The 17,960-nt window shown below is 55.1% G+C and carries 15 protein-coding genes; 12 read left to right on the forward strand and 3 right to left on the reverse strand.

Features of this window, described 5'->3' with window-relative positions; all coding sequences use genetic code 11:
- Positions 1 to 16 precede the first annotated feature (16 nt).
- The 5 genes from QP995_RS02820 (at position 17) to QP995_RS02840 (ending at position 6,947) form a co-directional block, all read left to right on the forward strand.
- Positions 17 to 1,510 carry a metallophosphoesterase family protein gene (locus tag QP995_RS02820; protein WP_284852885.1) on the forward strand — a complete coding sequence of 498 codons (1,494 nt, stop codon included), beginning with the start codon at positions 17 to 19 and terminating at the stop codon, positions 1,508 to 1,510.
- Positions 1,511 to 1,632: 122 nt separating this feature from the next.
- Positions 1,633 to 3,039, forward strand: a complete 1,407-nt coding sequence (locus tag QP995_RS02825; protein ID WP_284852886.1) for an acyl-CoA dehydrogenase family protein — start codon at positions 1,633 to 1,635, stop codon at positions 3,037 to 3,039.
- Between the two features lie 42 nt (positions 3,040 to 3,081).
- A complete protein-coding gene (locus QP995_RS02830; RefSeq protein WP_016421475.1) occupies positions 3,082 to 4,293 on the forward strand; it encodes an acyl-CoA dehydrogenase family protein in 1,212 nt (403 codons plus the stop codon).
- A 219-nt stretch (positions 4,294 to 4,512) separates the two neighbouring features.
- Complete coding sequence (locus tag QP995_RS02835) at positions 4,513 to 5,970, forward strand: purple acid phosphatase family protein (RefSeq protein ID WP_048731772.1); 1,458 nt, start codon at positions 4,513 to 4,515, stop codon at positions 5,968 to 5,970.
- Between the two features lie 149 nt (positions 5,971 to 6,119).
- Positions 6,120 to 6,947 (forward strand): hypothetical protein, encoded by an 828-nt coding sequence (locus tag QP995_RS02840; RefSeq protein WP_038626626.1) that lies wholly within the window; start codon positions 6,120 to 6,122, stop codon positions 6,945 to 6,947.
- A 112-nt stretch (positions 6,948 to 7,059) separates the two neighbouring features.
- On the opposite strand, the gene QP995_RS02845 is transcribed toward QP995_RS02840, so the two are convergent.
- Complete coding sequence (locus QP995_RS02845; protein ID WP_038626623.1) at positions 7,060 to 8,778, reverse strand: AMP-binding protein; 1,719 nt, start codon at positions 8,776 to 8,778, stop codon at positions 7,060 to 7,062.
- A 373-nt stretch (positions 8,779 to 9,151) separates the two neighbouring features.
- Here QP995_RS02845 and QP995_RS02850 point away from each other — a divergent pair, with 373 nt between their 5' ends.
- Complete coding sequence (locus QP995_RS02850; protein ID WP_160310025.1) at positions 9,152 to 9,289, forward strand: hypothetical protein; 138 nt, start codon at positions 9,152 to 9,154, stop codon at positions 9,287 to 9,289.
- A gap of 110 nt (positions 9,290 to 9,399) precedes the next feature.
- Here QP995_RS02850 and QP995_RS02855 read toward each other — a convergent pair whose 3' ends face one another.
- Positions 9,400 to 10,113, reverse strand: a complete 714-nt coding sequence (locus tag QP995_RS02855) for a hypothetical protein (protein ID WP_049171884.1) — start codon at positions 10,111 to 10,113, stop codon at positions 9,400 to 9,402.
- Positions 10,114 to 10,115: 2 nt separating this feature from the next.
- On the reverse strand, positions 10,116 to 10,865 hold the full coding sequence (locus QP995_RS02860; protein ID WP_222865188.1) for a hypothetical protein: 750 nt from the start codon (positions 10,863 to 10,865) through the stop codon (positions 10,116 to 10,118).
- 384 nt (positions 10,866 to 11,249) lie between these two features.
- Between QP995_RS02860 and QP995_RS02865 the strand changes: the two genes are divergently transcribed.
- The 6 genes from QP995_RS02865 to QP995_RS02890 all read left to right on the forward strand — a co-directional run bounded on the left by QP995_RS02865 (position 11,250) and on the right by QP995_RS02890 (position 17,920).
- A complete protein-coding gene (locus QP995_RS02865; RefSeq protein WP_224433512.1) occupies positions 11,250 to 11,816 on the forward strand; it encodes a hypothetical protein in 567 nt (188 codons plus the stop codon).
- Entirely contained in the window at positions 11,813 to 13,114 is a 1,302-nt protein-coding gene (locus QP995_RS02870) for a hypothetical protein (protein ID WP_049171882.1), read from the forward strand. The genes QP995_RS02865 and QP995_RS02870 overlap by 4 nt, the downstream gene beginning before the upstream one ends.
- Positions 13,101 to 14,000: a hypothetical protein gene (locus tag QP995_RS02875; protein WP_016421466.1), complete on the forward strand. Its 900-nt coding sequence runs from the start codon at positions 13,101 to 13,103 to the stop codon at positions 13,998 to 14,000. Before QP995_RS02870 ends, QP995_RS02875 begins: the two co-directional genes overlap by 14 nt.
- A gap of 115 nt (positions 14,001 to 14,115) precedes the next feature.
- Entirely contained in the window at positions 14,116 to 15,735 is a 1,620-nt protein-coding gene (locus tag QP995_RS02880) for an Hsp70 family protein (protein WP_016421465.1), read from the forward strand.
- Positions 15,735 to 16,328 (forward strand): hypothetical protein, encoded by a 594-nt coding sequence (locus tag QP995_RS02885; protein ID WP_016421464.1) that lies wholly within the window; start codon positions 15,735 to 15,737, stop codon positions 16,326 to 16,328. The genes QP995_RS02880 and QP995_RS02885 overlap by 1 nt, the downstream gene beginning before the upstream one ends.
- Entirely contained in the window at positions 16,325 to 17,920 is a 1,596-nt protein-coding gene (locus QP995_RS02890; RefSeq protein ID WP_016421463.1) for a serine/threonine-protein kinase, read from the forward strand. Before QP995_RS02885 ends, QP995_RS02890 begins: the two co-directional genes overlap by 4 nt.
- The last annotated feature ends 40 nt before the right edge of the window (positions 17,921 to 17,960 follow it).

The raw sequence follows: 17,960 nt of genomic DNA on the forward strand, positions 1-17,960 counted from the left end.
CGTAATTTCTTCACCCATGACTTCGGTAAATGGGAATAAGAAAATTGATCGGCGATCCGTATTGCGCTTGGGAGCAGTAGCGGGTGCGGGGGCTGTAGCGGTTGCCGTCAATAGCGTCGGGACGCGAGCAGTTGCATCGGCGGCTCCGAACCAGGCGCCGTTTCCATTAACAGGTTTGACCAGTGGCCTCGTGGTGACGGACCTGGAAGTCGTGACCGTGACCGATACGTCGGTGACATTTTCGTGGGCGACGTATGCAGGCCCACATCCAGCGTGGGGGAAGCTGGCTCCACTGGCGCCGGCCGACACTGAAGTTGCGCTAGTGCCAGTCGATGCCGATGAGGGCGGCGAGCTACCCGTGGTACATAAGGACGAGACGCAGGTTGGCTACCACTTTGTGACCGTCGATAAGCTGCGGCCTGGGACCACGTACCGTTTCGAATGTCGATCGAATGGGCTGGTCGCAGAGCCGGGATTAATTACCCGAAATCTCCCCAATACACCCGAGCAAACTGGACAGTTCACGACGTTGGTCGCTCCGGAAGGGGAGTACCTGACCACGATTGCCATCCTCAATGACACGCATATTGGCGAAAATGGGCATGGTATTATCACCGGCAATTTCCCCGCGCCTATCTTTTCTGAACCGGGTGCCGGACCGTACCCCGAGGTCATGCTGACAGCTGCTCTCGCCGAGCTGCGCGGGATGGGGATTGAAAAGGTTTTCGTCAACGGTGATGCCACGTCGGAAGCACGTCCGGCGGAGGTGCGTCGATTTGCCGAGATTATGAATACTTTTGGTGCTCAGGAGCGGCAGTGGTTTGTCACCCGCGGCAATCATGATCGTCCGCATAAGCCGGATGCCGATCCATCTGCTGGCTACGACGAATTCCCGGTTTTGGAGGGTACCGAGAATCATCGCGATCCCTTCGGAGTCCTACTGGGGCGTCCGCGACAGGAACTGTGGGTCACTCAGCAGGGGCCGGTCCGCGTCATCGGTCTGGATTCATCGAAGTTGGATGAGTCCGGCGGCGAAATTAGCCCGGGACAGTTCGATGCACTAGAGCAAGAACTACAGCGCGACCCCAACAAGCCGACGGTTGTGCTGGCTCATCACCCAATTACTTCCGAGGCTGGCTGGACAAATGCTGCCGGCCCCATATTCATTCTCAATAGCGCTGATGCACGACGTTTGCAGCAGCTGCTTAACGACGCTCCGGGTGTATTCTTCGCGGGAGCAGGTCACACCCACCGTGCAAAGCGTACTCGCGGTGATTTTGGTGCCGGCGTTGATTATTTGGAGACCGGCGCGTGCAAGGCATACCCCGGTGGCTACACACTGCTGCATGTCTACTCCGGTGGTTACCAGGTTAATTTCCATCGTTTGAGCAGCGAAGATGCGCTTGCATGGACTGCGCGTGCCCGTTGGGCGATGTACGGCTTCGAGCCCGAGGCGCTGCTTGGTGAGCTCGCTGATCGCAACTACGTTGTTAACCGCGTTATCGCCTGACAAGTTAGAAACCTGAAAGTTTTCTGTTGCTTGGCAATGTTTTTTCAATTCCTGTGACAACGGTCACGTGATTCATTTATTGTTATGCCAGTAATAGTTCTGACTCGAAAGGCCATGATCACATGAGCGAGAAGAAGAACCGCGAAGATTCGACTGTCGGCCGCAATAACCCTGGTCGCGACGCTATCGGAGCGGCAATGCGGTTCATCACGTCGATTACTGGTTCGGACTTCGCCCAGAAGTACGACCTTCAGCCAAAGATCGACCGCGTGGTGTACCAGTCCACCAAGTCCGGTTTCAAGACCCTTGGTGCCGCGAATCGTCAGTTTAAGAGGATTTCCGGTTCCGGTAAGCCGGAGCGTCCGGCTGAGGAAGCCCAGGCTGCACAGGAGGCCGCAGCCGAGGAGAAGGCAAAGAAGCTCTTCGACCTCACCCCGACCGAGGATCAGCAGATGATCGTCGAGACGGTTAAGGAGTTTGCTGAGTCGCGCTTGCGCGAGGCTGCTTACAAGTCCGACCACGAGGCAACTCCCCCGGAGAATCTCGTCTCTGAGGCTTCTGAGCTGGGCGTCACTATGATCAACGTCCCGGAGGCTTTCGAGGGCATCGCTACCGGCGAGGACGTCACCACCAACGCGCTGGTCGCGGAGGCTCTGTCCTACGGTGACATGGGTCTGGCTCTGGCAGTGCTGGCTCCGGCCGGTGTCGCTGCCACCCTGACCGCTCACGGCTCCGACTCGCAGCAGAAGACCTACCTGCCGGCATTCGCTGGCGAGAACGTCCCGGCCGCCGCTGTTGTTCTCGCAGAGCCGCGCCCGCTTTTCGACGCACGCAAGCCTGAAACCACCGCAAAGCGCGAGGGCGATTCGCTGGTCCTCAACGGTGTTAAGTCCTTCGTTCCGAACGCCGGCGCAGCTGAGCTGTTCATCATCGGTGTTGAGCTCGAGGGTAAGCCGGCTCTGGTTATCGTTGAGTCCGACACTGAAGGTCTCCACGTTGAGGCTGACCCGTCCATGGGTCTGCGCGGTGCCGCAATGGGTCGCGTCATCCTGAAGGATGTCAAGGTTCCGGCCGAGAACATTCTCGGCGGCGCTAGCACCTCGGCTGCAGACCGTGAAGAGGCATACCTCGACATTCTGCGTCGTTCCCGCCTCGGCTGGGCAGCTCTTGCAATGGGTACTTCTCAGGCAGTTCTCGACTACGTCATTCCTTACGTCAATGAGCGTCAGGCATTCGGCGAGCCGATTTCCCACCGCCAGGCAGTGGCCTTCATGGTCGCCGACATCAAGATTGAGCTCGATGGTCTCCGCATGATTACTCTCCGCGGTGCTTCCCGCGCTGACCAGGGTCGCGGCTTCGCTCGCGAGGCAGCTCTGGCTAAGACCTTCGCCACTGAAAAGGGTATGAAGATTGGTTCCGACGGTGTGCAGCTGCTCGGTGGCCACGGCTTCACCAAGGAGCACCCGGTTGAGCGTTGGTACCGTGACCTCCGCGCAATTGGTGTCGCCGAAGGCATCGTCGTTCTGTAAACCGCTAGATACTTCAGCCGAAAAGAATTAAGAGGAAAGAAAATGATTAACCTCGAACTGCCGAAGTTCCTCAAGGCGGGCGCGTCCCAGTCGCATCAGGCCGCCGCTGAGATCTTCCGACCGATTTCCCGTAAGTACGATCTCGCTGAGCACGAGTACCCGAAGGAACTCGACACCCTTGCCTCCATGATGGACGGCATGGCAGATGGTGGCCGTGGCTTCTCCGGTGCTTCCGGTGGACGTGGTGACGATAAGAAGCCGAAGCGCACCGGTGTAAAAAACGGTGGCAACATGGCTTCGCTGCTCAACGTTATTGAGACCTGCTGGGGTGACGTGGGTCTGACCCTGTCCCTGCCGTACCAGGGTCTAGGTAACGCAGCTATCGCAGCTGTTGCTACCGATGAGCAGCTGGAGGCTTTCGGTAAGACCTGGGCTTCCATGGCAATTACCGAGCCGTCCTTCGGTTCTGACTCCTCCGCAGTTTCCACCACCGCCAAGCTCGATGGTGATGAGTACGTCATCAACGGTGAGAAGATCTTCGTCACTGCTGGTGAGCGTTCCGACTCCGTCGTTGTGTGGGCGACCCTGGACAAGTCCAAGGGCCGTGCTGCCATCAAGTCCTTCCTGGTGAAGAAGGGCACTCCGGGCTTCACCGTTGAGCGCCTGGAGGAGAAGCTGGGTATTCGTTCCTCGGATACCGCAGTGCTCCGCCTGGACAATGTCCGCGTTCCGAAGGAGAACCTGCTGGGTTCCCCGGACATTGATGTTAAGAAGTCCTTCGCCGGCGCAATGGCGACCTTCGACAACACTCGTCCGCTGGTTGCGGGTATGGCCATCGGCGTCTCCCGTGCTTCGCTGGAAGAGCTGCGTCGCATCCTGGAAGAGGCTGGCATCGAGATTGACTACGATGCACCGGCACACACCCAGAGCGCTGCTGCAGCTGAGTACCTGAAGCTGGAGTCCGATTGGGAGGCTGCATACCTCCTGGCTCTGCGCGCTGCGTGGATGGCTGACAACAAGCAGCCGAACACTCTGGAAGCTTCCGAGTGTAAGGCCAAGGCCGGCCGTGCAGGCACCGAGATTTGCCTCCGTGCCGTTCAGCTGGCAGGTACCTTCGGTTACTCTGAGCGTAACCTGCTGGAGAAGTGGTCCCGCGACGTCAAGATCCTGGACATCTTCGAAGGTACCCAGCAGATTCAGCAGCTGGTCGTTGCTCGCCGCACCCTGGGCCTGTCCTCCAAGGAACTGAAGTAGTTACAGTTTCAGAGCAATCTACATACTGGTGAGCCGGTAAAAGCTCACAAAGATGCTCAAGCCACATTTTCCTAAAACACCGTCCTGCCATGACTTGGTAGGCGGTGTTTTATTTTGCGCTGTTTTGGCCGTGTGTCTCTTGTCGTTGCGTTCCTATTTTTCTGAGATTAGAGGGAGAGTTCATCTAATTTTCATCTTTAGGTTCTAGGCTTATTTGCCATGAGCATTTCCCGCCGGGCCTACCTCTCTGTTGCAACTCTTGCTGCAAGTTCAATGGCCGTCGCGAAAACCTCGGGAGCGTACGGCCTTGAGTACGTCACGTCGGGTCTGGGGCTTACCCAGTCGGATTCCAAGTCGTGGCAGGTACTGGCTAGCGACTTGGAGGTCATCACTGTCACAGACACGTCAGTGGCATTTACATGGGCAACATATGCTCCGGGAGTGCAGACAGCGTATGGCTTCATTAAGCCGACCGTTCCTTCGGATGAGCGGGTGCTGCTTGGTCCTGCGGATTCAACGCAGTTAGAGCTCGTGCACGAGGGGTACTCAGAGTCGGGCTACCACCATGTGGTCATTGACGGGTTGGAGCCGGGACGGGAGTACCGCTTTGAGTGCTGGTCACACAACTGTCGCGCGGTTCCGTCGCTGAATATCACCATGAGCAAAACGGCACCGGAGAAGACAGGCGTCGTAAGCACTCTGCCAGCGCTGGAGGGTGCACATTTGGCGACGTTCGCGCTGACGAATGACACACACATTGGTAAGCCCAATCATGACGGCATTCGCATTGGCAACCTCGGTCTTTCCTCCGGTCCGGGAGAGCAGCCTTTTGCCTCTATGCAATTGCAGGGTCTGGTGGACACGGTAAAGGCTGCCGGGTTAGACACTCTCGTCATCAATGGCGATTGCACGGATAGCAACCGCCCTGAGGAGTATGACGAACTCATCAGGGTTTTGGATACTTTCGGTGAGTTTGGGAAAAACTGGTTTGTCACCCGTGGTAATCACGATGTGCACCCGCCCGGGCTACCCAATATCAATGGTTTCCGGGGACGCGGAATCCGCAAAGGCAAGACCGCGGTTCCGGATTACTTCAGCCAGCGTCTTGTGCCGACGCAGCAGCACTGGTCGACTCGCGTCGGCGAAGTGCGCCTCATCGGTGTTGATACCGCCGAGTTTGGTTATGCAGGTGGACGTATTAATGAGCGGCAGATGCGTGCATTGCGTGCCGAACTCGCAGACGATCCAGAGCGTCCGACAATTTTGTTTGCGCATCACCCGTTTACTCAGGATGCGGTGCGTTCGCATTTCGGTGGTGAGGCATTCATGGTCGAGGCGCAGCAGGCCAAGATTTTTCAGGAGATTCTGGCCGCCACGCCGGGTGCCAAAGGCGTGTTCGCTGGTCATACGCACCGCAGCCGCCGTGGTATCGCTGACTACGGGGATACGGACTTCTGTGAGCGGGGTGCGGCACTCGGCTATCCGGGTGGATACACACAGATTCGAGTTCACACTGACGGTTACCAAATTAGCTACCACCGCACTACGACACCTCAGTCTCTGTCCTGGTCAACGAAGACTCGTTGGTCGATGTTCGGGTTGGAGCCAGAGTTTATGCTGGGAAAGATCTCCGATCGGAACTACGTCAATTTCTTCAAGAACAAAGTGCCACTCTGAGCTAGTGCTAGCTTCTAGCAGGGTACGCTGGGCAACGCATAGTGTTAATGGAAAATACGTAGTGGCAAGTTCCGCTGTGGGCGAAGTCGCAAGCCACCACGTTATTGGCCGAGCACAAGTGTGGCTCTGAAGTAATAAGGAATTTAGCGATGACCGACCAGTACAACCCGCGTTCGTCCTCCCCGCAGGATTGGGAGCAGGACGGTTATGCAACATCTGCCTGGGAGCAGCCGCAGGGTGGGGCTCAAGACGAGTACCAGCCTCAGTACCAGTACCAGTCGCAGGGGCCGAACCAGGGAGGTTCACCCCAGCAGTATCCGGCTTATCAGCAGGCTCCGGTACCTGAGCAGAAGAGCAACAACGGTCTGTACGTGGTTTTGGGCATCGTCGGTGTCGCACTTGCAGCGGTCGCCGGTATCGGTGGCGCGTACTACCTGAATAATTCCTCCGATAATTCCCCGCAGTCTCCCGATACGGTTGCGGCAGGGGACTCGTCGTCAAGCACTGCGTCCCCGGCGCCGGTGGAGACGTACACGGAAACCTATACCCAGACCGTCGAGCCGGAAACGACGAAGCAGCCGGAGAGCAGCGCTCCTACCACTACGCAGCGGGGAAATTTTGGTCTTCGCGCGTTCGGTATGAATCGCGATGATATCGATGCCAAAGGTTGGGTTGGCAGTACCGCTCGCTGCTCGGGTGGGTATTACGCGCGTGTGTTGGCGGAGACTTCTTCGGGTAAGGCCGTGATTTGTGAGAACTCCAATAACCGCCAGCAGCGCCATTACATTGGTGACTTCGGTGAGATTTCGGATACCCCGGATGCGTACACAGTAGATAGTTTCTCCGGGAACCGTGCTGTCGCGAAAAATGGTGGCTACACGTATACCGTCACTCCGAATGCGGTAACCGTGACCCAGGACGGCGAAGAGATTTTCCGTGAGCCCGTCACGGACTACGGTGTTTTGAACGCTGGCTAATCAGCTCTAGTTCTTCCTAGGACACGCAAAAAGGACGCGGTAACTTCCATAACGGAAGTTTTTACCGCGTCCTTTTCGTGTCTGCCGTTCGCTTTACGACGGTCCCTGCGCCCTAAGCCACCTTCTCCTCGGTGACATTCTCCCACGGCTTCGGCAGGTGGCGAGGAACCACCTTGCCGACTGCGTTGCGTGGCAGTTCATCGAGGAACACGGTCTCGCGCGGAACGGCGAATCGGCTGAGGCGCTGCTTGACGTATGTGCGAATCTGCTCATTGGTCAGGGCGCGGCCCTCAGGGGAGTCGTCGCGGACAACCCAGGCGACCAGGGCCTGACCGAAGCGCTCATCCGGGACACCTGCGACTGCGCACTCGCGGATACCCTCGAGCTGGCTGAGTGCATCTTCGGTCTGGCGTGGGAAGACGTTCTCGCCACCGGAGACAATCATGTCGTCCTCGCGACCGGAGATGTAGAGCAAGCCGTTTTCCATGCGACCCAGGTCACCGGTACAGACCATGCCGTCAATGACCTGCTTGTCCGCGCCCGGGCGGGTGTAGCCCTCGTACAACATGTTGTTGCCGACGAAGATTCGACCGGTCTCGCCGTCGGCGACGCGGTTGCCGTCTTCGTCGAGAATCTGGACACGAGTGCCCAGCGGTGCGCGACCAGCTGTGGTTGGGTTTGCCTTGAGCTCATCCGGGTTAGCAATGGTTGCCCAGCTGACCTCCGTGGAACCGTACTGGTTGTAGAGAACCGGCCCGAAGCGCTCGAGGGTCTTGGTGACAATTCCCTCTGGAATAGCCGAACCGCAGGATGCGATGACCTTTAGCGATGTCGCGCCGATGTCGTAGTTGTCCGGGAGAATCTCAATCATGCGCTGCAGCATGGTCGGCACCAGGAAGATGGTGTGCGGAGAGTGCTGCTCGATAATGCGCAGGCTGTCGGCTGGATCGAACTTGCGGCGCATAATCATGGTGGAACGCAGTGCGATGCACAGCTGCGCAGTCGCGAATCCCCAGGTGTGGAACAGCGGAGCCGCAAGGTAAGCCGGGCGACGCTGACGCAGAGGAATTCGGCTCATGATGGAAGATGCCGGCATCCAGCTGCGCGGCTCCGGACGCTTGGCACCCTTTGGAGTGCCGGTGGTTCCGGAAGTCAGAATAATAACGCGGCCACGGCGCGGGCGGGTTGGCAGCTCGGCGGTCGGCCACTTTGCCGGCGGTGCTGTCTTCAGCATCTCCTGCATGGAGGTCCAGCCCTCGCGAACGCAGGAGGTGTCACCGTAGTTTTCAAACCACGACACGGCGACCGGGCACTCATCGAAGTCCTCCGGCAGCATGTGAGTGAATTCCTCATCAATGAACAGGAAGTCAATCTTCTGTTCACGAATTACGGCCAGAGTCTGCTCGGCGGAGGCGCCGGTATTGAGCAGCACCAGGTCGGTGCCGAGACGACCGTGGGCACACAGAGCCATAATGAAACCGCGGTGGTTGCGAGCCAGCACACCGATGCGGTCGCGCTGCTGAATATCGCCGTGACGGAGTGCTCGCGCCAGGGCAGTGGAGCGCTCGTGCAGCTCCTCGTAGGTCAGCGAGCCGCCATCATCAATAATCGCAGTGTGGTGCGGATCGCGGCCGGCTGCAATGCCGAGGAGACCAGCTGGCAGGAAGTCCCAGCGGTAGATGGAACTTAATGCCTTACCAGCCGCGCCGGGCCCCATCGAGCCGAGGACGCCAGCCTGAGTCACCGGTGCGAGTCCGAGAACGAGGTCCGAGGTAGCTCGCGAAGCTTTGCGCACCTTATTGAGAATCGAGGTCTGTGGATTAGATGTCATAGTCACTCATCTTCCGTGGTTCATGTCCTGTGGTCTTCGGAGAGGCCTAATCAGGCGAAACCTCATCGGTAGGACTGCCGATTTAGTTTCTTTTACAGTAAGAATAAGTGTCCTAGGTCACTTTTGCGTAGCTTTTTGCAAAATTTTTTTATCAGAAACGAATAGTTGTGAAGATATGTGGCGTGACCAGTGAAGATAGTCAAGTATCAGTTCTCTTTCGCAGCTCAATGGGTGCTGACCTTAGCCGGGGAGGGGTTCTGGTTTGGATCTGATTCTTTTGGGGAAAGCTCCTGAAACCTGTTCTTATCCAGTTGCGCTCTCGACTCGGTGGCGAAGGGCGAACCTATCCGATACGACTCCAGTCCAGACCACTATGGTGACGTCGACTGAGGAGCTGGACGATGATCGCGATGACATTGATGACACGGATGATGACCGTGACGATGGCATGGACGACGATGATCACGATGACTTTGATGACGACGATGACGATGACCGCGTGAACAATTAGTTTTCTAATCGGCACCGTAGATTTTGTGAATCATCGGCCCCCCACGTAACCCATGAACCCCCGCTCACTAGTGAGCGGGGGTTCATGGGCGTTTATGGCAGGGACGCTATTTATTGTCCTGCGGTGTCCTGTGCCATATTCTGCTTAGCGGCATGGCTGACATTGTCGGCGATATCTGTTGACAGTTGTTCGGCATCATCCCACGGGCCAGAATTGGATACCCACACATTGAGCTGTATATGCCCGGTTCGGATGGTTTCTAGGTATCCGTCCTGGTCGTTAATGGTAGATGCACGAGACTGGGCGTCTTCGTCTGCTCCACCAACAAGAATGAGAATTGTTCCATTGGAATCTTCAAAGTTGTAGCCACAGCCAATACCTAAGTCCTTCACGCTAGTCGGCACAGCGTGAGTCTCTTCCGGCATGTAGTCGCCAGCATCACAGACGTTAAGCCAGCTGAGCGCCATTTTGTAGTAATAGGAGGCTATGGAGGCCTGGTCGGAATTGGTGTTCTTGTCTTCCAATTCCGAGTTTGCTTCTTCCAGCTCATCAATCTTTGCTTGCAGCTCGCTTTCCCGCTCCTCTGCCTGCTGTTGAAACGAGTAAATCTCTTCACTCGCGCTTGCAAGTTCGGACTCAGCATTCTTACCGCCCATGGCAAACCCCGCCGCGCCGGCAACAATCACTCCGACTGCGCCGAGGATGAGCGGCAGCGTCAAAGGTTTACTCTTTCCGGACTTAGTGCCGGAAGCTCTCTCCGACACTTTCTCGGAAGTGCCCGACTGGTTGCTATTCCACGGATCGATGGGTTCGTGAGCGTTCATTTTTAACCGACTACCTTCACCTTCTGTGCGATTGTGATTGGTTCGAATCCTGGCTGCTGAGCTGTCACAGCAACGATGTATTCACCGGGTTCTGTAAATGTTGCGTAGGCCTTCTCCCCAAACCGGCGAACGATCTGGCAAGGAGTATGTTGTCCAGTCACACCTGCGCTGGCACTTGCAGTCGGTTTGCCCTCAGAATCGTAGACATCCACCTTGTTTTCACAGGTTTCCGTACCACCAGACTGGCTGAAATTCCACAGCAACCTCGCGTTTGCTTCGCCATCAACCAGGGGATAGGTCAACAGGCTATTGGCCCCCTCGAAGGGAAGCGTGATCCGAGCAGTGTCGAAGCCGCCCAATTCTTTCTGGTGAGCAGTTGCGTCAATCTTGACGTTTTGGCGCTTGGCACTGCCGGGCTCCATGCCGCCAATTTTGGTCAGCTCCATCGAGCTATTCAGCGTTACTGCACCGGAGTCGGCATCCGAGTCTGAAAGTTCGCTGTTGGGAGAATTCTTATCCTGCGAACTGTTGGCATATTCCTGCTCTGGCTCTTCCGACCCGGTCGAGCTCTCAATCGAGCTAGGAGTTTCGGATTGTGCATCAGAAGCAGGGGACGTTTCTGTAACTGTCACCACCGCGGGGGACTCCGGGACAGCGTTGTTAGTGGGCATACCTGAGCAGCCAACCAGAGTCAGGGTAGCAGCGGCGGCTGCCACAGCTAAAACGTGCTTTGAATGAAACTGGGATGTCATGGGCGTTAAAAACCTCCGAGTTAAGCGCCGAATAAGCGTTTTCTTCATCTGCTTGACGACGCTATAGCGGAGGCCTCAGAAGCGGTACGGGAGTTCTCCCGGTGACTTTCACTACCCGTGCAGGTTTAACTAAATCCTGTCGGGTTCAGCGAATTAATCGTTGGACAAAAGATTGAGGGAAAGAACCGTTTAATGAACCTCCAACAGCTGAAAGATGTGGCCAAAAGCTACTTCTCAAAAACCACAGATATTGTGAAGGGTGTTCCAGATCGTACTAAAGGTTGGCGCGGTGATTTGGAGGATCAAGGAATTATTCCAAACCGTGTTGGTGTAGATCAAGAAGGTCGTATCATTCCGCCATTTTTTGTTTGGTGGGCACCCTGGATGTTTCGAGTCGTACTCATTATCGCCGGATTCATAATTGGCGGAATTTTGGAATCCATCAATAGTGGGCCATATCCAGATACGGCGATGTTGATTCCATTCGCCATGGGGTTTGCGATGTGGTTCTTGCGAAATCAGACTAGTTGGATTCCCGGCCTCATTATCACGGTGCTGGCAGTCACCGCAGCATCGCTTATGTCTAAAAGCGTCCTTATTTCGCTCGAAGCATTAATCCTTTTCGCTCTCGTAGTCCTAGTGGAATACATCTACGCTCGCGCCGCATTCGACTACAACACTGCCGCGGCGTTTGAAGAGATGAAGCAGGCGCTTTCCACCTACGGCACTGCCTATGAGCTTGAAGAACGAGAGGACACCAACGTCAACGGAGAGACTCTGACAACTGTCTCCGCGCTTGATTCGGGACGCCCTGCTAGGGCAATGATTCGACTGTTGCCGGAGCATGTAGACCCCGGATGGCTTATCGCAGTAGATCCCGCCAGGCGGTTTATGACAGGCCTATCTCCAGAACAGCGTGTTCGCATCAGTGAGATTCAGGAGCAGATGTGAGTCTGAATCCCGCAGTTCGAGACAACCTAGCTGGAAATCTATTTTCACCAGGCGCAGTGCCAACGGGCGCCAAGTTAGCTCAGCTGATTGCTGACATTCCCATGGGCGGAGATGCCTCTTCCTCGGATTTTTGGGAAGCGCGTGTCCGTTTAATTCGAGACCTGTTGTTCTTCGGTAAGCAGTCCCAGCGCGCACTGGACATTATCGATGAGCTGCACACCGAAGATTTTGTCGACGCAGTGCGAAAGAAGTTCGGTGTTTCTTTTCGACTTGTTCTCAAACGAGTACAGCGTCCTCAGTACTTCTTCACTGATGTGCAGATGAAGGCAGTTAAAGAGGGGTTCTTGAAGCCGTATGCAAAGGGCAGCGGAAAAGCGATTACCGAGCACGGGCTTGAAGAGTTCTTTGATCGGATATTGGTTCCAACGTCTAACCGCATGGAGCTCCGTGAATACGTCGACGTTGAAGATAGCCAGGAAATTGAGACTGGTCCGACGAACAACGCGGAGAAACGAGTCTGGGCGGCCTTTGATGAGGCCAGTAGTGCAAATACCGACATTCGGTCGATTGCAGATGTCATTGCGAACGGTTTTCGTGAACAGTCCGAAGGCTTTATTGACGGCAAACCGATCGATAGCGACATGCTGAAGAGTGCAACTAAATCCATCGGTGCGAGTTTTCGTACCGGCTCGCCAGAGGCTGAAACCCGCACCGGTCTTATTCGAAGGTTGCAAGCAGTCGATGATCCAGCGGATTTAGTGACTCGACATACTTTCGGTCTGCTTAACGACGAATCGTCGCTGGACCCAACGAGACTTCGTAAAGAATTGCAAATTGCTGAGGGAGCCTACTGTTCTAGTTCCGATTCGACAATTGAGAATCGCGTCCTTCAAAACGTCAATCGAGACGATGTCTTGAAGGCTGATACCGGAAGGGGAAAATCGGATTTTAAGACGCCCCATGCCGGTGAAGGGGATGCGATTGCCAAGGAGTTATTACGATTTCTTTCTCCATTTGTTGTGCTCGGTTTAATAGTGCAGTTCATGCAGGAGGGTAATGGATTTATTGCTGTACCGGTTCTGGCTATTTTTGTCGGTATCTTGTGGGCGTTGGTAAAGAAGCGAGTGGCAAAACGATGGATTGCTGTTTTTGGAATCGTATATTTCATTGCCATGGGGGTTATAAATGATAATTTCTATGAATTAGGATGGGTTCTATTTTCTATATTTATCATTACATTTGTGTCGATTGCCTATCTATTCGCTAAGGGGAAGGAATATAAAAATGGGGTTCTTTAATAACAAAAAGGATGAAAATAAAAGGTCGGTTAAACATTCAGACGGTCGTGCTGATGAGTATCAGGAACGAGATCCTAAGTATCCGGAGGTTGACTTCGGTGGAGCGCATAATTTCGCCCCGCTGCCGAATTTTGATGAGTCCTTCGGCCCCCGGGGCACGGTCGACAATGGTGATACCACAGGTCAGGAGCCGGTCGAGTATTCCGGAGATCCAAAACTAGACACCGACGAAGCTGCATGGTCCAAGGTTGAGAACGTCGAATTTGACGGTGTTGAATTTGGTGGTGCCGAGTTTGGCCATGATGAAGACACCGCGGAAGGAGTTCCAGCCCAGCAGGATTTTCCTCCCGCGACAGTGGAAGAGCTCCCAGAAACGGATGCTGAAAGTACCGCAGGTGTTGCGGCCGGGAACGTCGTAAAGCAGTTGGATTTGATTCAAACACGGCTGGACACAATGAACGCAGTATTGCGCTCTCAAAGTGAAGAGTTGGAAGCGCTGACTGATCGTCGTTGGTACGCCCAGTTGATGCCGCTGGCGGAAAAGTTGGCGGCCATCCATGACGGGATTTGCGCTGACCTTTCGCGGCTCGAAGAAACTACCGAAACTGATGGCAGTGACCTGTATTCGACCCTGGATTTCCTGCAGGACTCGATCGCAGATGCGCTTCAGTCCATGGGAGTGGCAATTACAGAGGCGAAGGTGGGCGATGCCTTTGATTCTTCAATTCACCGTCGTACCAAATTCGCGGATTCGGATAACCCCGCGCTGCACCGCACGCTGGCGCCATCACGACGAATCTCGCACTACTACACCTTCACCAGTTCTACCAGTCCAATTGTGGTGGCCAAGGCGCCGGTCACGGTGTACCGGCACAGCGGCAACTAGGCCAAAACTCGAGTCTGAACAGAGCACAGCTCGAGTCCGGCCAGCACACAACTAGAGCGCTGACACGGCAAAAGAAGTCAAGAATCCAACAGATTTCAGAATAAGGAGAAAAATCATGGCTGAACGTATTTACGGCATCGATCTGGGCACATCCAATAGCGCAATTTCCTACGTGGACTCACTGGGTGTTCCTGTCATTCAAGAAAACCTCGACGGAGATCTGTCGACACCAAGTGTGGTGTGGTTTGAATCGAAGGCCAATACCGTTGTCGGAAAGCTGGCACGTGAAGAGAAGCTCTTCAGCCCCAATGACGTCATCGAGCTGGTGAAGCGGAGCATCGGCACCGATAAGAAATGGAATTTCAGCGGGAAGGCGTATACCCCGGAGGAGATTTCTTCATTGATTTTGCGCTCGTTGGTTCCAGACGAAGCAGCTGACGACGAGATTTCGGCAGTTATTACTGTGCCGGCATATTTTGGTGCGAAGGAGCGCGAGGCAACTCGCAACGCAGGGCAGATTGCTAATTTCAATGTGTTGGAGCTGGTAGCAGAACCGGTTGCTGCGGCCCTCTACTACGACTCCAAGCAGCCTCTAAAGGACAAGACCTTGCTGGTGTATGACCTCGGAGGCGGTACATTCGATGCCACGATTGTGCAGGGGATTGACAACACCTTCCGGGTTATTGCCACCGACGGTGATGCTCGACTGGGCGGTGCTGACTGGGATAAGGCGCTTGGTGAATTTATCCTGGATAAATTCATTGAGCAGACTGGTGACGAGGAGGCGGAAAACGATGAGACCTTCGTCGCTAAGTTGCATGAGCAGACGGTGAACTGTAAAGAGGCGCTGAGTAATGCGGAAAGCGCCACTGTGCGACTTGCCAGTGACTCTGGTTCCCGCGCCAAGATTGCCGTTACCCGCGAAGACTTGGAGCGTGTCACGGCGCCATTGCTCGAGCAGACGGAGATTCCTTTGACCCGTGTATTGGAGACGGCAAAGGAAAAGGAGCCGGGACTGACAATTGATGAGGTCATCCTGGTGGGTGGATCTTCGCGAATGACCGCCGTAACCAAACTGGTGGAGCGTCTGACGGGTAAGAAGCCACTGTTGGTTGAGCCTGATCTAGCCGTTGCTAAGGGTGCTGCCCTTGCTGCGATGATCAGCAAGCTCGGGGGAGTGGTTAATGCTGAGTCCAGCCCTGCTGTCCAACAGCAGTCAATTGCGCAGATCGCGGCTGAGACAGGGATTGACGCCGGGCAGCTAGCCGCGCTGTCGGAGAAGAAGGTGGCAAATGTATTGCCAAAGTCGATTGGCATTCGAGTTGTCGATCATCTGAACAACCCGTACATCGACTATCTGGTCAACCAGAATGACATGATTCCCCTGTCTGAGCCGGTGGTCCGGGAGTATTCGACCGTAGCTGATGGCCAAGAGGAAGTAGATTTGACGCTGTATCAGCAGGCCAGTGACGTTCCATCCGAAGATGTCGCTCTCAATGACATCATTAGTGGATCGGAATCTATGCTGACAGGTATCCCGCCGTTGCCCAAGGGTCAGCCAATTCAGGTTAAGTTCTTTGTAGCAGCAGACGGCATGATTACCGTGGAAGGCACTCACGTTCCATCGGGTCGCTCAATCGAATCCCACGTGCGCATTGGTGTGATGAATGAGGAAGAGATTTCGGCTGCTCGCACGACGATGATGAAGGTTTCTGTCAGCCAAGGAGATAACTGATGACCGACGATCGCACTCTAATCCCGGGCGTCGATGACATTGACAGCGGTGCAAATTCCGATACTGATGGTCGAAATCGGAAGATTCTGCTGTTCGTGCTCGCCATTCTGGTTGTCGTCATCCTGGCAATGGTGGTCTGGATCCTAAATTTCCGCTCTAACCAGCAGGATAACGCCGACGGGTTGTTTGAAACCACTGAAAGCACCGAAGTGGAAGTCTCGCCGTCCTACTATGTGGGCGATGATCAGGAACCAACCTCGACTACAATCGCACCGCCTGCCGACGATCGGTTCGTAGACCCAGAGGTCTTAGCGTCGACCGTTGATCCGACGTGCCCGATGCTGCAGAGTGCCTGGTCAAACCAGGGCTCCGATATGGACTGTGAAGCATATTACGAGGTAGTGCGGGCGCTCAGTAAACAGCGGCAAGAGCAAGGAACACTGCCAAAGCAGACGACAATCGAGATTGAGTATGACGGTCAGCCACTGACGATGGAATGCCAAGAAGTTTCGCCTAATTATGATTGCCGCTCTGAGTCTGGGATTCAGATTATGGTGGGTAATCTCGATGGGTCTGGGCAACGGAACCGATGACTAATCTTCCCCAGGTAGGCGATATTTTTGAGGGCTACGAGGTTGAAGCTCTCATCGGTGCCGGCAATATGGGGACTGTTTTTCGAGTACGAAATCCCAAGCTGGGCCGAAACGAAGCACTGAAAATCGTCCCACTGCCGGAAGAGGCCAGTGCTTCTAAGCGAATGGAGGCACTGTTCCAGAACGAGGTTTCTATCGCAGCCACTGTTCACGTTCCCAACGTTGTGACCGTGTTCGATGGCGGGCGAGCCGGGAACCTGCTTTGGTTCACCATGACTCTTATTAGCGGTAATTCGTTGGGCGCTGAACTGGCCGAATATCCGCCGCGCACTTTCGATAAGAGCGAGGTCATGTCGATTGGTGTGGAGATTGCTACCGCGCTAGATCGGCTAGCAAAGCACGAACCAGCGGTGATTCATGGTGATGTAAAACCATCAAATATCGTCGTAGAGCGAGATTCGTCGGGGCTTGTGTTAAGCGCGACGCTTGTGGATTTCGGTGTATCAACCGCCACTGAAATCGACAGTGTTGGCGTGACCAATCGTGTTGCCGGCTCATTGCCCTACATGGCGCCAGAGATCTTCACTAAGGGTTGCATTAGTGCAGCTAGTGACGAGTATGCGTTTGCGTGCACGATATTCGAGCTGTTGCAGGGATATAAGGCATTTCCAGCTACTGACGCGGCCAGTGCGCGGCAATTGCACTGCGGTAAGCGACCGGTTACCAACCTCGGTGCGGTAGTTGATTCGGTCTTCGCCAAGGCGTTGGCGGTTGACGCCGATGAACGCTACGAATCCTGCAATGCGTTTATTAGCGATCTCATTGCTGCGCTAAATGGTGGTGCCGTCGAGGTTCGCAATCCGAAGAACCGGAAGAAAGCCCTTGCAGCGTTCTCCGTAGTGGCATGTCTAGGCCTTATTGGTGGTGGCATTGTTGTTGCCGAACGTAGCGGCATTGGAGATGGCGGTCTCTTTAGTGCCAAGCACTTGGCACAGCCAGTAGCTATCGGAGGTTCTGCGGAACCGATGCGACTTCGCGCTCCCGATTTGGCGAAGGGGCCTCGGATTCCGGTGGGTGACCGATGGACCCTTACGTCGTTAAGCGACGTCCCCATCGGTGAGAAGAGCTGGCAGGGGATTCAGCGGATGGGAACATTCAACGGTGCTGCATATCACGCGACGCAGTTTGCTTCGGCAGATGAATTCTTGCTGCCATTTCGCCACGGTATTGATGAGAAGAAGCCGATTGCAGAGGCTGAAAATGACAAATGGCGGGGTGAAATTCTGGATGCCGTGAGCAAGAACCGGTCAGTGGCTGAACCAGCTGGCTCTGAAGTGGTGAAACTGCGAATGGAGCCCGATGGTCGCCGGCTGGATGTCCTACAAACGTCAGGCTCATTTCAAGCTGTGAACAGCGAAGGTTCCGAGGCAACACGGCCGATTAATTACTGCTTGGTTCAGCCGGCGGAAAGTTCTGCGCCATCCAGTCCCGAAGTGCTTCGTCCGGTATTTGTCGTTTTGAGTGAAGGCGATCCTTGTCCTGCTGCCTATGACACGGTGGCGGCGTGGGCAATGCAAACCACGACGAATTAAGCGATAACGCCGAGAATATTTGTTATATTTCGGATAACTA

It is taken from the genome of Corynebacterium sp. MSK032 (assembly GCF_030232065.1).
GTDB lineage: Bacteria > Actinomycetota > Actinomycetes > Mycobacteriales > Mycobacteriaceae > Corynebacterium > Corynebacterium jeikeium_D.

What these genes read in the sequence shown, in the direction of transcription:
- QP995_RS02820 (WP_284852885.1), top strand. Translation starts at nt 17, where the DNA reads ATGACTTCGGTAAATGGGAATAAGAAAATTGATCGGCGATCCGTATTG.
- QP995_RS02825 (WP_284852886.1), top strand. Translation starts at nt 1,633, where the DNA reads ATGAGCGAGAAGAAGAACCGCGAAGATTCGACTGTCGGCCGCAATAAC.
- QP995_RS02830 (WP_016421475.1), top strand. Translation starts at nt 3,082, where the DNA reads ATGATTAACCTCGAACTGCCGAAGTTCCTCAAGGCGGGCGCGTCCCAG.
- QP995_RS02835 (WP_048731772.1), top strand. Translation starts at nt 4,513, where the DNA reads ATGAGCATTTCCCGCCGGGCCTACCTCTCTGTTGCAACTCTTGCTGCA.
- QP995_RS02840 (WP_038626626.1), top strand. Translation starts at nt 6,120, where the DNA reads ATGACCGACCAGTACAACCCGCGTTCGTCCTCCCCGCAGGATTGGGAG.
- QP995_RS02845 (WP_038626623.1), bottom strand. Translation starts at nt 8,778, where the DNA reads ATGACATCTAATCCACAGACCTCGATTCTCAATAAGGTGCGCAAAGCT.
- QP995_RS02850 (WP_160310025.1), top strand. Translation starts at nt 9,152, where the DNA reads ATGGTGACGTCGACTGAGGAGCTGGACGATGATCGCGATGACATTGAT.
- QP995_RS02855 (WP_049171884.1), bottom strand. Translation starts at nt 10,113, where the DNA reads ATGAACGCTCACGAACCCATCGATCCGTGGAATAGCAACCAGTCGGGC.
- QP995_RS02860 (WP_222865188.1), bottom strand. Translation starts at nt 10,865, where the DNA reads ATGACATCCCAGTTTCATTCAAAGCACGTTTTAGCTGTGGCAGCCGCC.
- QP995_RS02865 (WP_224433512.1), top strand. Translation starts at nt 11,250, where the DNA reads ATGTTTCGAGTCGTACTCATTATCGCCGGATTCATAATTGGCGGAATT.
- QP995_RS02875 (WP_016421466.1), top strand. Translation starts at nt 13,101, where the DNA reads ATGGGGTTCTTTAATAACAAAAAGGATGAAAATAAAAGGTCGGTTAAA.
- QP995_RS02880 (WP_016421465.1), top strand. Translation starts at nt 14,116, where the DNA reads ATGGCTGAACGTATTTACGGCATCGATCTGGGCACATCCAATAGCGCA.
- QP995_RS02885 (WP_016421464.1), top strand. Translation starts at nt 15,735, where the DNA reads ATGACCGACGATCGCACTCTAATCCCGGGCGTCGATGACATTGACAGC.
- QP995_RS02890 (WP_016421463.1), top strand. Translation starts at nt 16,325, where the DNA reads ATGACTAATCTTCCCCAGGTAGGCGATATTTTTGAGGGCTACGAGGTT.